The sequence below is a fragment of the Ruminococcus sp. RTP21204st1_B2_RTP21204_210225 genome, from assembly GCF_040914135.1.
Classification (GTDB): domain Bacteria; phylum Bacillota; class Clostridia; order Oscillospirales; family Ruminococcaceae; genus Hominimerdicola; species Hominimerdicola aceti.
In genome coordinates this window covers 12620-30757 of sequence record NZ_JBCPGA010000008.1, presented here as the reverse complement: position 1 = coordinate 30757, position 18138 = coordinate 12620, and the positions used below count along the sequence as shown (strand labels likewise).

13 protein-coding genes and 2 tRNA genes are annotated in these 18138 nt (G+C 42.8%); 8 read left to right on the top strand and 7 right to left on the bottom strand.

Annotated features, from left to right (window positions below):
• Positions 1–84: 84 nt before the first annotated feature.
• The 5 genes from AB5123_RS04835 (at position 85) to AB5123_RS04815 (ending at position 6341) form a co-directional block, all read left to right on the top strand.
• The gene (locus AB5123_RS04835) at positions 85–426 is read left to right on the top strand and encodes a helix-turn-helix transcriptional regulator (RefSeq protein ID WP_349197697.1); all 342 of its coding nucleotides are present in this window, start codon (positions 85–87) and stop codon (positions 424–426) included.
• A gap of 1395 nt (positions 427–1821) precedes the next feature.
• Complete coding sequence (locus AB5123_RS04830) at positions 1822–3345, top strand: hypothetical protein (protein ID WP_368364570.1); 1524 nt, start codon at positions 1822–1824, stop codon at positions 3343–3345.
• Positions 3346–3513: 168 nt separating this feature from the next.
• Entirely contained in the window at positions 3514–5349 is a 1836-nt protein-coding gene (locus AB5123_RS04825) for a recombinase family protein (RefSeq protein ID WP_337812301.1), read from the top strand.
• Positions 5303–5650 (top strand): sigma-70 family RNA polymerase sigma factor, encoded by a 348-nt coding sequence (locus AB5123_RS04820; RefSeq protein ID WP_022287558.1) that lies wholly within the window; start codon positions 5303–5305, stop codon positions 5648–5650. Before AB5123_RS04825 ends, AB5123_RS04820 begins: the two co-directional genes overlap by 47 nt.
• 274 nt (positions 5651–5924) lie before the next feature.
• A complete protein-coding gene (locus AB5123_RS04815; protein ID WP_046439395.1) occupies positions 5925–6341 on the top strand; it encodes an Hsp20/alpha crystallin family protein in 417 nt (138 codons plus the stop codon).
• 121 nt (positions 6342–6462) lie between these two features.
• Here AB5123_RS04815 and AB5123_RS04810 read toward each other — a convergent pair whose 3' ends face one another.
• Complete coding sequence (locus tag AB5123_RS04810) at positions 6463–6957, bottom strand: VanZ family protein (protein ID WP_117956707.1); 495 nt, start codon at positions 6955–6957, stop codon at positions 6463–6465.
• Positions 6917–8269, bottom strand: coding sequence for a CCA tRNA nucleotidyltransferase (locus AB5123_RS04805; RefSeq protein WP_278642812.1), 1353 nt, complete (start codon positions 8267–8269; stop codon positions 6917–6919). Before AB5123_RS04805 ends, AB5123_RS04810 begins: the two co-directional genes overlap by 41 nt.
• Between AB5123_RS04805 and lnt the strand changes: the two genes are divergently transcribed.
• A complete protein-coding gene (gene lnt / locus AB5123_RS04800; protein ID WP_337812300.1) occupies positions 8150–9757 on the top strand; it encodes an apolipoprotein N-acyltransferase in 1608 nt (535 codons plus the stop codon). The genes AB5123_RS04805 and lnt overlap by 120 nt on opposite strands.
• Positions 9758–9763: 6 nt before the next feature.
• Here lnt and AB5123_RS04795 read toward each other — a convergent pair whose 3' ends face one another.
• From AB5123_RS04795 to AB5123_RS04775, 5 genes are all read right to left on the bottom strand, one after another.
• The gene (locus tag AB5123_RS04795; protein WP_368364569.1) at positions 9764–11875 is read right to left on the bottom strand and encodes a glycoside hydrolase family 36 protein; all 2112 of its coding nucleotides are present in this window, start codon (positions 11873–11875) and stop codon (positions 9764–9766) included.
• Between the two features lie 50 nt (positions 11876–11925).
• Positions 11926–13119, bottom strand: a complete 1194-nt coding sequence (coaBC, locus tag AB5123_RS04790; RefSeq protein ID WP_278649506.1) for a bifunctional phosphopantothenoylcysteine decarboxylase/phosphopantothenate--cysteine ligase CoaBC — start codon at positions 13117–13119, stop codon at positions 11926–11928.
• A 266-nt stretch (positions 13120–13385) separates the two neighbouring features.
• Positions 13386–15146 (bottom strand): D-alanyl-D-alanine carboxypeptidase family protein, encoded by a 1761-nt coding sequence (locus AB5123_RS04785; protein ID WP_289148566.1) that lies wholly within the window; start codon positions 15144–15146, stop codon positions 13386–13388.
• Between the two features lie 202 nt (positions 15147–15348).
• Positions 15349–15424 (bottom strand) — tRNA-Gln (locus AB5123_RS04780).
• A 25-nt stretch (positions 15425–15449) separates the two neighbouring features.
• A tRNA-Gln gene (locus AB5123_RS04775) sits at positions 15450–15525 on the bottom strand.
• 228 nt (positions 15526–15753) lie between these two features.
• On the opposite strand from AB5123_RS04775, the gene mscL reads away from it, so the two are divergent.
• Both mscL and AB5123_RS04765 read left to right on the top strand, forming a co-directional pair.
• Complete coding sequence (mscL, locus tag AB5123_RS04770; protein ID WP_289148567.1) at positions 15754–16203, top strand: large conductance mechanosensitive channel protein MscL; 450 nt, start codon at positions 15754–15756, stop codon at positions 16201–16203.
• Positions 16204–16492: 289 nt separating this feature from the next.
• Complete coding sequence (locus tag AB5123_RS04765; protein ID WP_117924498.1) at positions 16493–18127, top strand: class I adenylate-forming enzyme family protein; 1635 nt, start codon at positions 16493–16495, stop codon at positions 18125–18127.
• Positions 18128–18138 lie beyond the last annotated feature (11 nt).

Sequence of the window (18138 nt, the reverse complement as noted above, 5' to 3'; positions counted from 1 at the left end):
ATTTACATCTTCAATTATCTGTCTTATTTCTTTAAAATAATAATATAAAGCAAAGTTAAAGAAACTGACAGGAGAGATACCCAAATGATCAATGAAAACTGGATACTCGTAAAACTTCGTAAGTACCTCACTGACTACGGCTGGAGCATTTATAAGCTTGCCAAAGAGTCTGACATACCATACTCAAGTCTGAATAATATCTTTGTAAGAAATACAATGCCAACTGTGAGTACCCTAATGAAACTCTGTAATGGTCTCGGCGTATCTATGTCGGACTTCTTCAAAGACGATACCCTAGATCAGCCTGTCTCCCACGTTGTCAAGCTCTCTGATGAACAAGCTGATATACTCAGCAAGTACGATAGGCTTTCTGCTAGTGATAAGAAACTCTTAGCTGCGTACCTGTCAGGCTTGGCTAAGGAGTAGGTCTTTTCTTATCCCACCCAACCACCCCTTGATGTGATACTGGAGTTAGCTGACATACTTGAATCAGTTGTTCCAAGTGTCATATCCTAGTATGCACCTTCTTCTCTGATCCGCATTATAGAACTTGGTGTGTATCTTGTAGTGTTATATTTTAACTTAGCTGTAATCTTATAGGAAAATCCAGCTTTTCCTAAGCGATTTTACCTTGCTCTTAACCTATACTACCCATAACCAAATCTTGTTCGCCACTACGATTGTCTGATCGTGGTGGCTTTTTTCTTGCCCTTTCGTCTGTCGGTCGAGTGCATATAAGCTGTTCGATTTCTGTATAAGATACTGCCAGCTGAACGTACGCAGATAAAATCTTAAAACTTTTATTTTTCTAGCCATATTTTTTGTTCTAAATAAAAAAATCGGGTAACTGCGATGTTTATTTATGGGTTATTGCTTTGGAGGACAGGCTAAAAAGTCTCCCAATATCTCGAACGTGTAGTCCTCAATCTCTTATAATTTCAAGCCAAAACTAGCAAATATACAATGTTCTTTAGGAAAATGTAGCTTTAATCACTGTGCCAAGTATTTTCTTAAATTATAAGCCTAATCTATCATAAATTCAAATATTCTTGTGGCATAATCACGATAAATATACATTAATTGCTACCATAAAAACGAGAATTGCTGCAATGTGCAATGTCAATATTATAGTAAATACACATCAATTACCATGATAAAATCTGAGGTTCACATAGCTTGATCTTACCCAATATTATGTTTAAAATACATTAATTGTTACCATAAAATCGTAATTCTTTGCAGTATGAAATGTCAATATTATAGTAAATATACATTAATTACTACGATAAAATCTGAGGTTTACATAGCTTGTTCTTACCCAATATTATGTTTAAAATACATTAATTGTTACCATAAAATCGAAAATTTTAGCAGTGTAGCAATGCCAAGATTATAGTAAAAATACATTGATTGCTACCATAAATCTTAAAATTGCTGTACCACTAATTGGATATTATTCTTTTATACTGACCACTCCTTGCTTCAACTGTGCAGCTTTTTATTGTTCATTTAACTACTGTTCTCTATTTTTTCACGTCTTATCGATGAAAGAATTATCGAGATAAAATTAATACTGACATAAAAAACAACAAAACCTGAAAATGGCGATATTTTTCGGGTTTTGTTGTTTTTTCTTGCGAGTTACTACTATTTGCTGTTCCAGATGAGATTACAGCTTGAAATCAAATAAATTATTTCTCAGATAAATTTCTTGCATATCGAGATCAATCTATACCTTTCTGAGGGTATACATCGAGATTTGTATATGAAAAATGAGATACGTCTATACCCTCAAGATTAATATACTTGGAGGGCAAGATGATGAAAGTAGGATCTAGAAAGGTTATAGTAAGTAAAGTGTTACTTGAAAGGGTTTGTAAACTGTTAGGCGAAGAACGCCAAGGAACTATAATTATTCGGGCATTTGTATTTTTCTTATGTGATTTTTACAACGAGTGCTCACCACTCTATTACAAAAATACAGGTCAAAGTCCTGAAGATGCATATGCTTCTGCCTACAATAAGCTGTGTGGTAAACCTTGGATCAAAAGGCACATAAACGATATCGAGAAGAAAGTAACTGTATCAGTTAATATTCCTTATGACATAGATCAGTTACTGAAAATAATAGTTCTGACTAATGATAGATCGAAAATAGCTAATTTGTGCCTTATGTTCGTTATCTCACATTATAAGTCATCGAATGAACTAACTATACCAGCTATCAAGCTGCATGGAAATAAGTTCAACCCTATTATGAGAGATACAATTAGGGCACTCGTAAGAGATAATAAATATGAAAGAATAACCGATGTCTTTGCTGGTGCTCTTGGAATTTCCACAAGAGTTCAAAAATATGGAGATAAGCTTTATGTCAATGTATATGACGACGTTGCTGCAAAGATCGATATGCAGAAAACACAAGGCATAGATGAGGCTCAAGCTTTGCCGCAAAAAGGACTCTACAACTTGATGGAAGTTGTAAAGAATCAACCATTTGGGCTTATAACAAATATACTAACACTTGATGTTTCTAAGGATACTTTTACAAAGATAAAAGAATTATATGATAGTAATAACAATAATAAGAACAAGAACGATAGCTCATTAGCTTATGCCACTTATTATTTTTATATTAATGCACTTAGCGTAATAAATAAAATGACAGATTTCAATAGTAATGCAAAAACAGACACTCTTCTCAATGCTGCCAGACATATATATGAATATTCACTTTTTTTGAATCAGAAAAATACTTACTTGAAGAGTAACAATTACAAGGAGCTCATAGGGGTAAGGAGAAGAGCTTTTTCGGAGAACTCTCTTGTTATTTATGATCCTCCTTACATTGACGGTGAAGGTTATAATACAGAATTTACTCTTGAAGACCACAAAAATCTTATTAAAACTGTTGTCAACAGCAAAGCTGATTTTATCTATTTTGTAAGAAATCGAGTAAGTAGAAGTGTTAGCAATGATAAAGATAAAAGTATAAAAGTAATCAATATTTCTCCACAAGAACTTAAAGCTGGAGATGAAGTATTGCAAAATGAGCTTAGAGAACTTTTCAAAGATAAAGGAAAAAAGGAAAAATTGTATTATATTCTTATACCATATAAAAGAGCTAAATTTCCGAATAACGAAAATGAAATAGTTGACAGGGAGTTTGGTGTCACATATGAGCTTATTGTTACCAGCATTAAGCCCAATGACGATCGTTTTAATGAGCTAAAGAACAAACACTGGGATGACTGGGATAATGAAGGTTACTGGGAGGGTTTCAAAAGGGAAATCAAATGGGGCAGTTCTGACGAACCTGAAAAATGTTCTGAGAATTTAAATTAAAGCTCAACTCTTGTAATAACATCTTATATTAATGTAACCACCCAACTATACATATGATAATAATAGTCAAGTATTAATTTTCTCGATACTTGACTATTGTTTATTGACTTACACCATTTATTGTGGTATGCTGTATGATACCCAATAAAATAAAAAGGAGAACCTCATATGAGTACAAGCAATACTGGCTGCGATAATCGAAAGTACGCCATATATGCCCGTAAATCGAAGTTTACAGCAAAAGGCGAAAGTATAAATCAGCAGATCGACCGCTGTAAACTTCATCTTAGCAGTATGAACGTCGATGAGGAAGATATTATCATATTCGAGGACGAGGGCTATTCTGGCGGCAATACCGACAGACCTCAGTTTAAAGAGATGATGGATATGTGTGAGGATAACAAAATCCAATGCGTAATATGCTATAAGCTCGATAGAATAAGCCGATCTGTGTCAGATTTTACAAATACATTCAACAACTTAGAAAAGCACAATATTCGCTTTATCTCCGTCAGCGATGGTCTCAACGGAACTAACAGCCCTATGGATAAGGCAATGATACAGCTTGTAGCCGTGTTTGCCGAACTGGAGCGAAATATAATTGCTGAACGTATTATTGATAATATGACCGAGCTAGCACAGAAAGGTCGGTGGCTCGGCGGCACAACTCCAACGGGTTACAAAAGCGTTGAAACCTTCGGCAGTACTAATAAAGAGGGCAAAGTGCACTACGCCCGAAAACTCGAGATAGTACCCGAAGAAATGGAACTAATCAAGAGAATTTATAAGCTTTATCTCAAAACAGAATCCCTTACGGCTGTTCAGGCAACCCTACTTAATGATAATATCAAAACGAAAATGGGTAATGAGTACACACGTTTTGCAATAAAGGTTATTCTAAGTAATCCCGTATATGCTAAGGCTGATAACGCTGTCCTTAAATTTTTTGAGAATAAAGGCTCGACAATATACGCAGAAGACACCGAATTTGACGGAACTAAAGGAATGATGGTTTATAATAAAACCAAGCAAGAGAAGAATACCAGCCATAAAGTTAAACCTTACAATGAATGGATCGTAGCTATTGGCGAACATGAAGGTGTTATAGATGGAGCAGACTGGGTAAGTGTTCAAAATATTCTGGATAAAAATAAGGATAAGAACTACAATCGCCCACGCAGCCATTGTGCATTGCTTTCTGGATTGCTCAGATGCAAATGCGGTTCTATAATGTACCCTCGTGTGGCAAAAACTTATAATGAACGAGGAGAAAGAAACTTTGCGTATGCGTGTAAGATGATGCTTAACTCAAATCGACAAAGATGCAATGTAAAACGCATAAACGGCAACTTCCTCGATGATCTTGTCTGGGAGCAAATCAAAGTTCTGACATCGGATAAATCTGAATTGGCAAAGCAGCTGAAAGAGGTACAGGGCAATTTTGAAAGCGATGAACAGCCTGTACTTAAAGAACTGGAGCAGATGAAAAAAAGGCTTAGCGACAATAAACAAAAACAAAAGAACCTTATAAATTTTATTGCCAATAACGGAAGTAAAATGTCGCCTGAAATGTCCGATCACGCTAATGAGCAATACCGAAAGCTTGAAAACAGCAACAAAGAGATCAGCTCAAAAATAATCAAGCTTGAAGAAGTTGTCGCACAAAGCGAGCAAGCATTTGCTAATTTCAAAGATCTTGCAACTCGCCTATCTGAATTTTCAGCAGCCTTAGATACCCAAACCACCTTTGAGGACAAACGTTACGCTGTGCGGCAAGTCATAGAATACGCTGAATGGGATGGCAAAAATGTAAAATTATTCTTTACTGGCAATAGAACAGTAGAACTTCAGGATATAAAGGACGAACTCGCAAACTATAAAAAAGCCCACAGAAAGCGGGCAAAGACAAGCTCTGATGAAAATACGACATTAGGTGAGGATAGCGAACGAGATACTAATGCACTTCCGATCCCAGAAAAAGTCTGCCAACGATATCCACTTTGACGAGCCTGTTGATTCCGATAAGGACGGCAATCAGCTTTGCCTTATAGATATAATCGCAGACGGAGAGGACGTTGCCGACAAAATAGAGCTTTCCATTCGCAGTGAACAGCTCTACCGCTATATCGAAAGCTCCCTTGATGAGCGTGAAAGACAGATAGTCACTCTGCGCTATGGCCTTTTCGGTCAGCCGCAACTGCCGCAGCGAGAAGTCGCAAAACGCCTTGGTATCTCACGTTCCTATGTTTCAAGGATAGAAAAGAAAGCCTTGAAGCTTCTTAAAGACCGCTTCGATAAGCAGTGATAGGCGTTGACGCAGTAGGGGCGAACAGCGTTCGCCCGCTGATTATCATATCATGTCATGACATTATTTTAGCACTCATAAAACTGATATGCTAGCACTCATATAATGAGAGTGCTAAAATTCAGCTAATGTTCACAATATCTTCACACAATGAACACATAGCAGGGGTATCATAAAGACAATGAAGAAAGGAAATGATACCAATGGAAGAACAGAATAAATGATAAAAGCTTACAAGATAAATTAAGATATAACACATCAAGGAGGAATTTATATGTTTGGACTTACACCATTTGAAAGAAAGAGCTACGACCTGTTTAACGCATTCCATGATTTTGAGAATGATTTCTTTGGAGAAAATGCACTCCAGAGCTTCAAGACCGATATCAAGGACGAGGGCGACAAATATGTAATGGAAGCAGAGCTTCCGGGCTTTGATAAGGACGATATCAAGCTTGACATCTCAGGCAACGATCTTGTTCTTACCGCTGAGCATAAGGCAGAGACAGAGGATAAGAAAGACAAGTATATCCGCCGTGAGAGGACATACGGTTCTTATCAGAGAAGCTTTGACCTTACAGGCATAGATACCAACAATATCGCCGCAGAGTACAAGAATGGTATCCTGACCCTTGACCTGCCAAAGATGCAGGAGGTAAAGCCTGAAACCAAAAGGCTTGAGATAAAGTGATTTAAGTAAAGCCAAAGCTTTGAATGAGGCGATACCAATGGGTCACGATATGATTTGCAATAGGTTTTGCTAGAATAAAATATCCGTGAGAGCGAAATGCCCCCACGGATATTTTTTGTTATCACGATTTTTTCTCACGGCTTTTGAGCCATATTTTTCGTATTAATATGGCAAGTAAAATTCCTGCCACTGCACCGCTTGTGTCGATAAGAACATCACGCACCTGCCCTGCACGCCCTGGCACGAAAAGCTGATGTATCTCATCGCTTGAAGCGTAGATGCAAGAAAAAACTGCCGCAAAAAGCCCTCTGTATCCAAGCTTTTTCACCATAGCAAGATTTATAAACGCCAGTATTCCAAGCAAGGCGTATTCGCTGAAATGCGCAAGCTTTCTTATGATGAACGTGGCGGTGTCCTTGTATTCCGCCTGCGCTGTAGTGTCAAGGCTGTCATATACAGGGTTGACAAATTCTATCACTGTGTTAAACACCGCATTTGATTGCTTGTTGGACTCGTCAGCATTGTTTGCCGAGAACATGAATATCACCACGCACCACAGCACAAGTGCCGACCCTTTAAGTATTATCTTTATCCTGCCTTTTGAAGTTGCTTTCAATGTAGCCTTTCAGCTCCTCTTTTTTGTTTTCCACCTTTTCGTCTATAACACCGTTCAATGCAAGCTCCAGCCCGATGCCGATATCCTTTCCGCCAAAGCCCATTTGTAAAAGATCCTTGCCGTTTATGTCAAGGTCGCAAATGTGGATACACTCGTTGTCCTCTTTTATCTCCATTGCAAGCTCTGCGATATGGTCAAGTTCTGCAAGCTTTTCCTGCCGTTTGTAGTCCGACTGGGCATATGTGTCAGCCCTGCGCACCTCCAGATAATCCATAACAAAGTCAAAGTCATGCTGAGCCATAAATCTCCGCACCGACTTTTTCGTGGCAGGTATCCTGTTGTCATGCTCCCATATAAGCTCATAAATATATTTCGCCGAAGCGTTGTCTATCCTGAGCCTTTTTAATATCTTCTCCGCCATGTAAGCCCCCTCGAACTGGTGCTTTTTAAAGTGGGAAATGCCGTTCTCGTCAACAGTGTGCATTCTTGGCTTGCCGATATCGTGAAGAAGCATAGTAAGCCTCATCTGCCACTGTGGTCTGACGTTCTCAACGCTCAAACAAATGTGACCGTAAACATCAAGAAAATGGTGGGGATTGTTCTGCCTGAAATCAAAGCTTTCCCGAAGCTCAGGTATGAACACCGCTATGACCTCACGATAGTCAAGCAATATTTTCCTTGCACCCTTTCCACAGAGAAGCTTTTTAAGCTCCGACGCAATGCGTTCGGCAGAAATGCTTTTTAAAAGCTCACGTTGTTCAAGTATAGCCTTTGAGGTCTTTTCCTCAATCTCAAACCCAAGGCATGAAGAAAATCTCAGCCCTCTTAATATCCTCAAAGCGTCCTCGTCAAAACGCTTTTCAGGCTCGCCAACGCATTTTATAATGCCCTTTTCAAGGTCGCCTTGTCCGCCGTAAAGGTCAATAAGCCCCTCTTTTGGTGAGTATGCCATAGCGTTCACCGTGAAATCACGACGTTTTAAGTCCTCCTCCAGCGAGCTTTCAAATGTCACCTGAGCAGGCTTTCTATGCCCTATATACTCTCCGTCACTGCGATAACAGGTTATCTCCACCGGCTCGCCCTCTATCAAAACAGTGAGCGTGCCATGCTTCAGTCCGGTTTCAATAGTGCGGAAATTTGCGAAAACTTCAAGCATTTTGTCAGGGGTGCAGTTTGTGCAGACATCGTAATCATGAGGCTTTTTGCCAAGCAAACTATCTCTTACACAGCCACCGACTATATATCCCTCGTAGCCGCACTCATTCAGCCTGTCAAGAGCCGTCCTGACAAACTGCGGAATAAAGATCTCCAATTTACTGCCTCCCTTTATAGTTTTGTGAATTATGTGCGACTTTCGGGTCATAATATTTACATGAATATCTCGAAAATAATTGACCCCAAAATCTCACGGAGAGCGTTCCTCGCCCTTACGGGTATAGTGAGCGCGCTTATGCAATCTATCTTGAATTTGCCGTGGCTTGCGTTTTTTATCTTTGCTCCAATGGTGCATTGCCTGTCAGTCTGCCATGAAAAAAGGGCTTTCAGGCTTGATTTTCTGTGCTTTTTTGTACCATATTATCTTTTTCAGCTCACTTTTATGCTCACCATATGGAAAATATGTCCTCTGCCGTCCTTTGCCTCTATACCTCTTGCCACTTTAGCGTGGTTAGGTCTGACCTTGTGGGAGTGTATCCTTATGTATCTTCCACTGAGCCTTTTCCTGCCCCTGCGACCGCATCTCAAACACCGTTTGTCTGAGATAGTTTTGCTCTGCCTGCTTTTGACAGCAGGGGAGTGGCTTCAAGAGAAAGTTCCGATTTTGGCGTTTCCGTGGTCTGCGGCATGGCTAGCTGTAACAAGTTCGCCACTGCTTTTGCAATCCGCCACGCTCATAAGCTGCCGCCTTACAAGCTTTATAATTTTCCTGCTCAACGGTCTGCATGGGGAGATATATACAAGCAAAAAGCGTTTTGCCTACACCGCCTTTGCACTGCTTTTGCAGGGGGCAAATTTAAGCTACGGACTTTATTCCATAAACCTCGACAAAAAGCTTGATAACATCTACCCTCAGATAGACGTTATCTGCGCACAGGATAGTCTGGAGGGCAGGGAAAAATCACACCGTAAAGCCCTTGATTCAGCACGCTCCTATCTTTCTATAATGGAAAGCTGTTGGCGGTGGGGTACTGATCTTGTTCTGCTTCCTGAAACTGCCGTGTCGAAAGACTATGACGAACAGCTAAAAGAATTTTCCCTTATATCAGACTTTGCCGCCACCCATGGGTGTACCCTTGTGACAGGTTCGTTCTATCTTGAAAACGGCAAGGATTACAACGCCCTTTTCGCCTATGATAAAAACGGCATTGCGTCTTCGCCCTACCTGAAACAAGTGCTTGTGCCTTTCGGTGAAAAGACACCTTTTGCAGGCATTTTCCACCTTGACACTATGAGCGAATGTGCAGACGAAAGACGCACCAAGCCCCTCGCCTCAGACGGCATGACCATAGGCTCTGTTATCTGCATAGAGTCCATTTTTCCAAGCCTTGTGAGCCGACAGAAAGAGCAGGGCGCACAGATAATTTGCGTTTCCACCAACGATTCATGGTTTGGCAAAAGCTCTGCCCGTGAACAGCATTACCGCCACTGCATAATGCGAGCCGTTGAGAACAGAAGATATGTCCTCCGTGCAGGAAACTGCGGAATATCAGCGATAATATCTCCCACAGGCGAGCAACTGTCCGTAAAATCGGACAAATCAAAAGGTGCGGTGTGGGGAAAAGTTACCCTTATTGGCAGGTAACTTTTTTTACCACTCTATCTCAAAAAGTCTAGCCATATAAGGTCTGTCAAACTTAACGGAAACATTGCCTGTCGCCTTTGAAAACTCCACAGGGGTCTCACTGAAATCAGGATAAATGCACTTCACCCTTGCTTCAACACCCTTGAGGAAGTCGATAGGCAAAACGCAGGTGTCGCTCTTGCCCTCTCTCCTCCATACGGCAAGATAAGCCTTGTTGCCGTTTCTCAGACCGAGAGATACCCAGTCGTCCGAAAATTTGGACAGTCCCAAGCTCCAGAACGGCACTGCTTCCTTTATGTCCGCCCTTATCTTCTTGTAAACGCTGATAGCTTCCTTAACAAGTGCCTTGCGTTCAGGGTCGATGTTGCCAAGGTGACCGCTCTGGTGGATACGCAGAAGCATTGCATTTATCATGTTGAAAACAACTTCTTCTCTGTCACCTGAGGTGATAGGATAAGCCCAGATAGCCGATTGCTCAGGGCAAAGGGCAGTAGGGGAGTTCGCCGCAATGGTGCAGTATTTTTTGTAATCGTCCTGATCTGATGTGGACTGAATGGAGTATCTTGAAAGCATCGCATAGTCCATTCTGAGCCCACCGCTGGAGCAGTTTTCTATAATAAGGTCAGGGTGACGAGCAAAAACACCGTCAAGCCATTCAAGATAAGCCTTTTCATGACCCCACAGACCCTCGCCAACGCTGTCGCAGTTCTGCTCAGTGCCTATACCAGGCTCTATGTTGTAATCCATTTTTATATAGCCTATGCCGTATTCAGAAACGAGCCTGTCTATTACCTCGTCAGCGTGGGAACGGACTTTGGGATTCCTGAAATCAAGCTGATAACGGCTTCTGTCATAGACTCTCTTGCCGTGACGTGTGAAGAACCAACTGTCATCGCAAACGCTGTCCACAAGCGGACACTTTATTCCCATGACCTCTATTTCAAGCCAAAGCCCGGGTATCATGCCCTTTTTGCGGATATAGTCGGCAACTTCCTTTACGCCGTTAGGAAAACGCTTTCTGCTCTCTTTCCATTCACCGACCTCGTCCCACCAAAAGCCGTCAGCATACCAGCCTGCGTCAATGCAGAAATATTCACAGCCTGCTTCTGCCGCAGCGTCCACAAGGGGAAACTCCTTTTCTGCCGTAGGGTCGCCCCACAGACAGTTCATGTAGTCGTTGAATATTACCGCAAGCCTCTGATTATCCTTGTTGCGGCGACGTATTTTTCTGCGGTATTTCGTCAGCTCGCCCATAGCCTTATCAAAGCTTCCTGTCACCGAGCCTACTGCACATTTCACGCTTTCTATGCTCTCGTTAGGCACAAGGTTTTTATACCAGTGGGACTCTATCTCCGACGGCCCAGAAAGCTGTAAATAGAAGTGTCCTCCCACGTCCGAAAGCTCCCAGTGCCAAGAGCCGTTTTGCTCTATCTGCCAAAACAGCACCGAGCCTGCTTCTGTGTTTTCAAGCACACCCATTGGTATGTATTCCTTTGCCGACCAGTTTCCAACGTTTGTGCAGGCAAATACCTTTGATGAACGCTGTTCCGTAGGCTTAGCAGAGGACGCAAGCCCCACCTGTTCAAGAGTGTAGTCCTGCCACTGCAATTCACGCTGCCATGAGTTGTGGCATACCCATATCTTCATCTTGTCCTCAGGCTTTTTAAGCCCCTCTTTTTCTACGCCCGTCAGCGCAAAGGAGGACATATATTCAATGGTCTGTACCTCGCTGCCCTTGTTTGTAAGGGTAGTCCAACAGTGTACAACAGACGTGCCAGTGTAAAACTGATAGTGGGACACAGCTTCAAGACCTGTGCCCTCATCAAATGTCACAAGCTCAAGCTTTCTGCCATGGTCATTGTTCACATCACGGAAATCCTTGAACTTCATTCTCCAGCCCGGAGCGGTCACGATATATTTGTTGCCGTGACGCTCGTCAGGGCGGTCGATACCGCTCGCCTGTATCTCTACAGGTCTGAAAGTTTTCAGCCCCATGTATGAAGCCGTCTTGGCTTCATCAAAAGGCAGAGCAGAGAAGTGCAGAAGCTTTGCCTCGTTGTCGTCTGTTATCTCAAATACTATATTAATGCCGTTTTCATATATCTCAATACGTTTCATATGGCGTATTTCCCTTCGTGATCTGTTTATCTGTACATATTATCGTACACTTATATCATTTTCGCAAGCTCGTCAAGTATCCTGTGAGCGGCTTGCTCTTTGGTCATAATAGGCAGCTCCACAGCACCGCCCTCAGTGATAAGGGTGATAACATTAGTGTCCGTCTTGAAGCCTGCGCCAGCGGTCTTTAGTGAGTTTGCGCATATCATATCGCAGTTTTTGTTGGTGAGCTTTTTCTCAGAGTTCTTGATAACGTCCTGCGTTTCCATGGAAAAACCGCATGTGACCTGACCGTCACGTTTGTGCTGACCTAGATAGCCAAGAATATCCTTCGTGCGTTTTAGCTCTATCTTCATGTCATCGTCAGACTTCTTTATCTTGTTGTCAGCCACCGCAACAGGCGTGTAGTCAGCCACAGCCGCCGCCTTTACGATAATATCCTGCTCAGGAGCAAGCTTTGTGACAGCTTCAAACATATCCGCCGCAGACTTTACGTTCACAACGTCCACGAACATAGGCGGCAAAACCTCCATGTGACCTGCCACTAACGTCACCTTTGCACCTCTTTGCATAGCCGCTTTAGCCACTGCACAGCCCATTTTTCCGCTTGAATGATTAGTGATGTACCTCACAGGGTCGATAGCCTCCATGGTCGCACCAGCCGTAACAAGCACCTTTTTGCCTGCAAGATCTTTCTCGAAAGCAAGCTCCCGAAGAATGTATTCAAACAACACCTCAGGCTCAGGCATTCTGCCGTCGCCGTCATCACCGTTTGCAAGCATACCTCTGTCAGGAGCGATCATCTCGTAGCCGAAACGTTCAAGCTTCTGGATATTGTCCTGCACAATAGGATTGTGATACATATTGTGATTCATGGCAGGGGATATCATTTTCTTGCAAGGGCAAGCCATGACAGTGGTAGTGAGCATATCGTCAGCAATGCCGTATGCTATCTTTCCGATAACATTAGCGGAAGCAGGAGCGACCATAACAAGGTCAGCCTGCTTTGCAAGAGCAACGTGTTCAACGCTGTATTGAAAATTTCTGTCAAAAGTATCTATAAGGCACTTGTTGCCTGTGAGGGATTCAAAAGTGATAGGGTTTATAAATTGAGTGGCGTTCTGTGTCATGAGTACCTGAACATTGCAACCCTGCTTTTTGAGCAGTCTTGCTAAAGTTGGGATCTTGTAAGCCGCAATACTGCCGCTGACGCCGAGAACGACCGTCTTACCTGAAAGAAGCATAGAGATGACCTCCTTAGTGGAAATATATAAGGCAACACCGCACAAAGCCCGCCTGACGGCTTTGCACGCCATCTGCTTGCAGATTTTCCGTCATATCACACAAAAATCTGACTACGCATCTGACGCACAATCTTTGTGCGGTATTGCCTTAAATATAGTATAACACAGATCATATTGAAATGCAAGATTTCAAGTGATAAGTGAGCATGGAAAATAACAGAAAACCGCTGCCCACAGATGCCCGTGAACAGCGGTCTGAACATATGTCAATCCTTGTATTGCGAAGTTATCCCGAAGTATTCTTCAAGAGAAAGTCCGCTGTTGGTTATGTTTTGTGCTAAAGGCGTGCCTACATATCTTATATGCCAAGGCTCGTACTGATAACCGGTGTAAGCCTCCTTGCCATTTGGATAACGAATTATAAAACCATATTTCGCACAGTTGTTGGCAAGCCACTTGGCTTCTCTTGTGCCGCCAAATGAGTCGCTGGCGTTGTTTACGTCTATTGCCATGCCCGTCTGATGGTCGCTGTAGCCGGGTCTTGCGGAGTATTTGTCTGCCGCAGCCTTGCCGTCACGGTTGCAGTACATATTATAAAGGTACCTCTGATCGTAATAAGAGCGGTAGCCTGAGCATACCCACAGGCTTATGCCGTCTTTATATGCAGCGGTCTGCATCTTTTTGAATGCCGCTGATGTTTCTTTGGTCAGACCCTTTGGGTCATAGCTTGCAGGGAGGGAATATGTTTTGTTCGCCAAAAGAACTCCGTCAACATAGCTCATGCCGTTTATGACCTCGACAGTGTGGTCTGGGGTCTTGACGGTTATCTCCTCGGAATATGCTCCATAGTGATTTGAACCTTTATCGTCCGTCTTGCAGGCTCTTACCTTGAATCTGTATGTAGTCTTTGCGTAAAGTCCGTTTATTGCGCAGGAATTTACCGTAGATGAAGCTATGTTCTTCCACTTGCCGTTTGTGTATATAAACACCTTGTAGCTTGTGCAGCCTACAGACTTCCAGTTAAGGTCAAGTGTCGAAGCGGTGATGTCAGAAGCTTTTACTCCTGTTACCTTCCTTGGATTTGTGGCGGAATTGTAGTTTTCACAATAGTCGCTGTATATCTTAACTCCGTCTACTATCTTATATGCTCTTACCTTGAAATTCTCCCTTGTTGCCGCAGGCAGACCCTTGACAGTGTAGGTCGTGCCTTTCACGTCAGCTATCTCAGGATATTTACCCTTTGAACGCATTCCCACAGAATAGCCGTCCGCATCGCTCACAGCGTTCCAGCTAAGCTTTATAGAGCTTGTGTTAGGGGTCTTAGATGTCAGACCGGTGACCTTGTTCACCATGACAGCCTGTGCCGTTATCTCCTGCGAATATTTGCCGTAGTGATTTGCACCCTTATCGTCACGCTTGCAGGCTCTTACTTTAAATTTATAGCTTCCTGCGTCAAGTCCTATGACAGTGTAGCTGTTTGTATCTGTCTGCGCTATCTGCTTCCACTTGCCGTTTTTCAGCATAAAGACACGATAGTTTGAACAGCCCACCTTTTTCCATGAAAGGCTGACGGAAGCATTGCCCGTCTGAGCTTTAAGACCGCTTATAGGGCGTGGATTTGTGGCGGAATTGTAGTTCACTGAATAGTCGCCATAGACCTTTTGACCGTTCACTATCTTATAGGCTCTTACCTTGAAGTTCTCCCTCGTTGCCGCAGGCAGACCTGTAACAAGATATGTAGTGTCCGTAACGTCTGCTATCTCAGGATACTGACCCTTTGAACGCATTCCAATAGAATAGCCGTCCGCACCGCTCACAGCGTTCCAGCTAAGTCTTATTGAGCTTATATCAGGCGTTTTAGATGTCAGCCCTGTGACCTGAGGCAGACTTGTCTGCTCCACAGCTTCGGCCGCCTGCACAGGCATACTCACACTTAGCACGCTGTCAGGCACAGCACCTGCCGCACATATCATCATAGCGGCACAAGCCACTGCCGCTGCATTTTTTCTGTTTATTATCTTTTTCATTTTTCAGACCTCCTTTGATGAAATTCTTTTGCACTTTAAGTATAACACATTTTTACCAGTTTGTAAACACGCAATTCCGAATTATTTTTGTTCACATTTTGTTTTTTATGTTTACTTATACTCAGTTGCAAAACCTCTCTTTTGGCTGCTGAAAGAATGTATAAAAAAACAAAGACCGCAGAAAAAAATCTACGGTCTTTTGTGGCTGGGGTGGAAGGATTCGAACCTTCGGAATGACGGAGTCAGAGTCCGTTGCCTTACCACTTGGCGACACCCCAATGTTTGTTCGATTTAGCTTGTTTTTGGTTGGGATAGATGGATTCGAACCATCGGAATGACGGAGTCAAAGTCCGCTGCCTTACCTCTTGGCTATATCCCATCGTCATGTCCCTCACTCAAACAGCTTAATCATTATAGCACACCATTTCGGGAAATGCAATACCTTTTCATGTTTGTTTACAAAGCATTTACAGCATATTAACATATATGTGCAAAACGACGTAAAACCGTACGATTTTGTAGAAAAACTATTGAAAATGGTCAAAATATGTGATAAAATGGCCATAAGAGCGTGGCTCGGAACAAAAAACGAAAGGTCGTAACCGTTATGGAAGAGAAGAAAAAAGGATTTATCAAGAAGTTTGTAAATGAGTTCAAGGCGTTTGCTCTCAAAGGAAACGTCATGGACTTGGCAGTGGGCGTTATCATAGGTGCTGCGTTTCAGGATATCGTAACGTCATTTACGGAGAATTTTATCAATCCGATAATAGGCTGTATAGGCGGTGCTGACGTAGAGGGCAAGATACATTTGCTTGGAAATCAGTACATAAACTACGGCGCATTTCTGACGGCAGTGATAAACTTCATAATCATGGCGTTCGTTATTTTTGTAATAATGAAGGTCATAAACAAGCTTGCGTCACTTGGCAAGCATGAAGAGCCTGAAAAGCCTGCAGAGCCACCGGTGGACATAGTGCTTCTTACAGAGATCAGGGATCTTCTCAAGGCACAGCAGGGGGCTGAGGCGAGCAAAGAGGAAGAAAAGGCAGAAGAATAAGATCTGAAACGGTACACTTTTTTAGTTAAGGGACAGCTCCCATGTGGGGCTGTCTTTTTTTGTTGGTTATCTTTTTGACGGTATTCGCTCAAATTCAGGTAGGGGCAAACACTTTTCTTCTGTAAAAACTCCACAATTATTGCTTCTTCACTTTGTCACTTATTCTGTTTTAAATCTCTTTACTTTTTTGTCATCATATGATAAAATAATAACATATATGTTTGTGAATACTTTTAAGCTTTTAAGTTTTCTAGCTTTCAAGCTTTTAATTATGAAAGGAAGTTTTTGTATGCCTATAACCGAGATACTGGAGCGTAACGCACGAGAGTTCGGAAATGATGTTGCTCTGGTAGAGGTCAATCCTGAGATCAGAGAAACCAGACGTGTGACTTGGAAGGAATATGAGCTTATCGAGCCTAACCCAGTCTGTCATTATCGCCGTGAGATAACCTGGAGCGTTTTCAACGAAAAGGCTAACCGCTTTGCCAATCTGCTTTTATCCCGTGGGGTAAAAAAGGGTGACAAGGTGGGTATCCTGCTTATGAACTGTCTTGAATGGCTGCCTATTTATTTTGGTATCCTCAAGACGGGTGCGCTTGCAGTGCCGCTGAATTTCAGATACACTCCAGAGGAGATAAAATACTGTCTTGACCTTGCCGAGGTGGATATTCTTGTATTTGGTCCTGAATTTATCGGCAGAGTTGAGGAGATAGCTGATGAGATAAGCAAGAACAGACTTCTTTTTTATGTTGGCGAGAACTGTCCGTCATTTGCGGAGCATTATGACAGGCTCACTGCAAACTGTGCAAGCACTACTCCGTACATAGAGCTTACTGATGAGGATGATGCGGCTATCTACTTCTCGTCAGGCACAACTGGCTTCCCGAAGGCTATCCTGCACAATCACGAGAGCCTTATGCACGCCGCAAGAGTTGAGCAGAACCATCACGGTCAGACAAAGGAGGACGTTTTCCTTTGTATTCCTCCCCTTTATCATACAGGTGCGAAGATGCACTGGTTCGGAAGCCTTATCTCAGGGGGCAAGGCTGTGCTTCTCAAGGGCGTGAAGCCTGAATTTATACTTGATACTGTATCAAGGGAAAAGTGTACTATAGTATGGCTTCTTGTGCCTTGGGCACAGGATATCCTTGACGCTATCGACAGCGGTGAGGTGACACTTTCAAAGTATGAGCTTTCACAGTGGAGGCTTATGCACATAGGCGCACAGCCTGTTCCGCCGTCACTTATTGCACGCTGGAAAAAGGTTTTCCCTAACCACAAATATGACACTAACTATGGTCTTAGCGAATCTATAGGTCCCGGCTGTGTACACCTTGGCATGGATAACATTGACAAGGTAGGCGCAATAGGCAAGGCAGGCTTTGGCTGGAAGGTCAAGATAGTTGATGATAAGGGCAACACTGTAAAGCGTGGTGAAGTTGGCGAGCTTTGCGTAAAAGGTCCTGGCGTTATGACCTGCTACTACAGAGATCCAAAGGCGACGGCTGAAACTCTCAAAGACGGCTGGCTTTTCACGGGCGACATGGCTCAGGAGGACGAGGACGGATTTATTTACCTTGTTGACCGCAAAAAGGACGTTATTATAAGTGGTGGAGAAAATCTTTACCCTGTACAGATAGAAGACTTTTTGAGAAGTCATGACGCTATCAGGGACGTGGCAGTAATTGGTCTGCCTGACCAGCGTTTGGGCGAGATAGCGGCGGCAATAATCGAGCTAAAGCCAGACCACCCATGCACAGAGGAAGAGATAATGGCGTTCTGTCAGAAGCTTCCGAGATACAAGCGTCCGCACAAGATAATTTTTGCAGACATACCGAGAAACCCGACGGGCAAGATAGAGAAGCCGAAGCTCAGGAAGATATACTGCGGAGAGAGTCTTGTTGCAAAGCAGAATCACGGATAAAAAGTAAAGAG

Coding starts and splice junctions, on each gene's coding strand:
- AB5123_RS04835 (WP_349197697.1), top strand. CDS start 85: ATGATCAATGAAAACTGGATACTCGTAAAACTTCGTAAGTACCTCACT.
- AB5123_RS04830 (WP_368364570.1), top strand. CDS start 1,822: ATGAAAGTAGGATCTAGAAAGGTTATAGTAAGTAAAGTGTTACTTGAA.
- AB5123_RS04825 (WP_337812301.1), top strand. CDS start 3,514: ATGAGTACAAGCAATACTGGCTGCGATAATCGAAAGTACGCCATATAT.
- AB5123_RS04820 (WP_022287558.1), top strand. CDS start 5,303: ATGCACTTCCGATCCCAGAAAAAGTCTGCCAACGATATCCACTTTGAC.
- AB5123_RS04815 (WP_046439395.1), top strand. CDS start 5,925: ATGTTTGGACTTACACCATTTGAAAGAAAGAGCTACGACCTGTTTAAC.
- lnt (WP_337812300.1), top strand. CDS start 8,150: ATGAGGCTTTTTGCCAAGCAAACTATCTCTTACACAGCCACCGACTAT.
- AB5123_RS04795 (WP_368364569.1), bottom strand. CDS start 11,875: ATGAAACGTATTGAGATATATGAAAACGGCATTAATATAGTATTTGAG.
- coaBC (WP_278649506.1), bottom strand. CDS start 13,119: ATGCTTCTTTCAGGTAAGACGGTCGTTCTCGGCGTCAGCGGCAGTATT.
- AB5123_RS04785 (WP_289148566.1), bottom strand. CDS start 15,146: ATGAAAAAGATAATAAACAGAAAAAATGCAGCGGCAGTGGCTTGTGCC.
- mscL (WP_289148567.1), top strand. CDS start 15,754: ATGGAAGAGAAGAAAAAAGGATTTATCAAGAAGTTTGTAAATGAGTTC.
- AB5123_RS04765 (WP_117924498.1), top strand. CDS start 16,493: ATGCCTATAACCGAGATACTGGAGCGTAACGCACGAGAGTTCGGAAAT.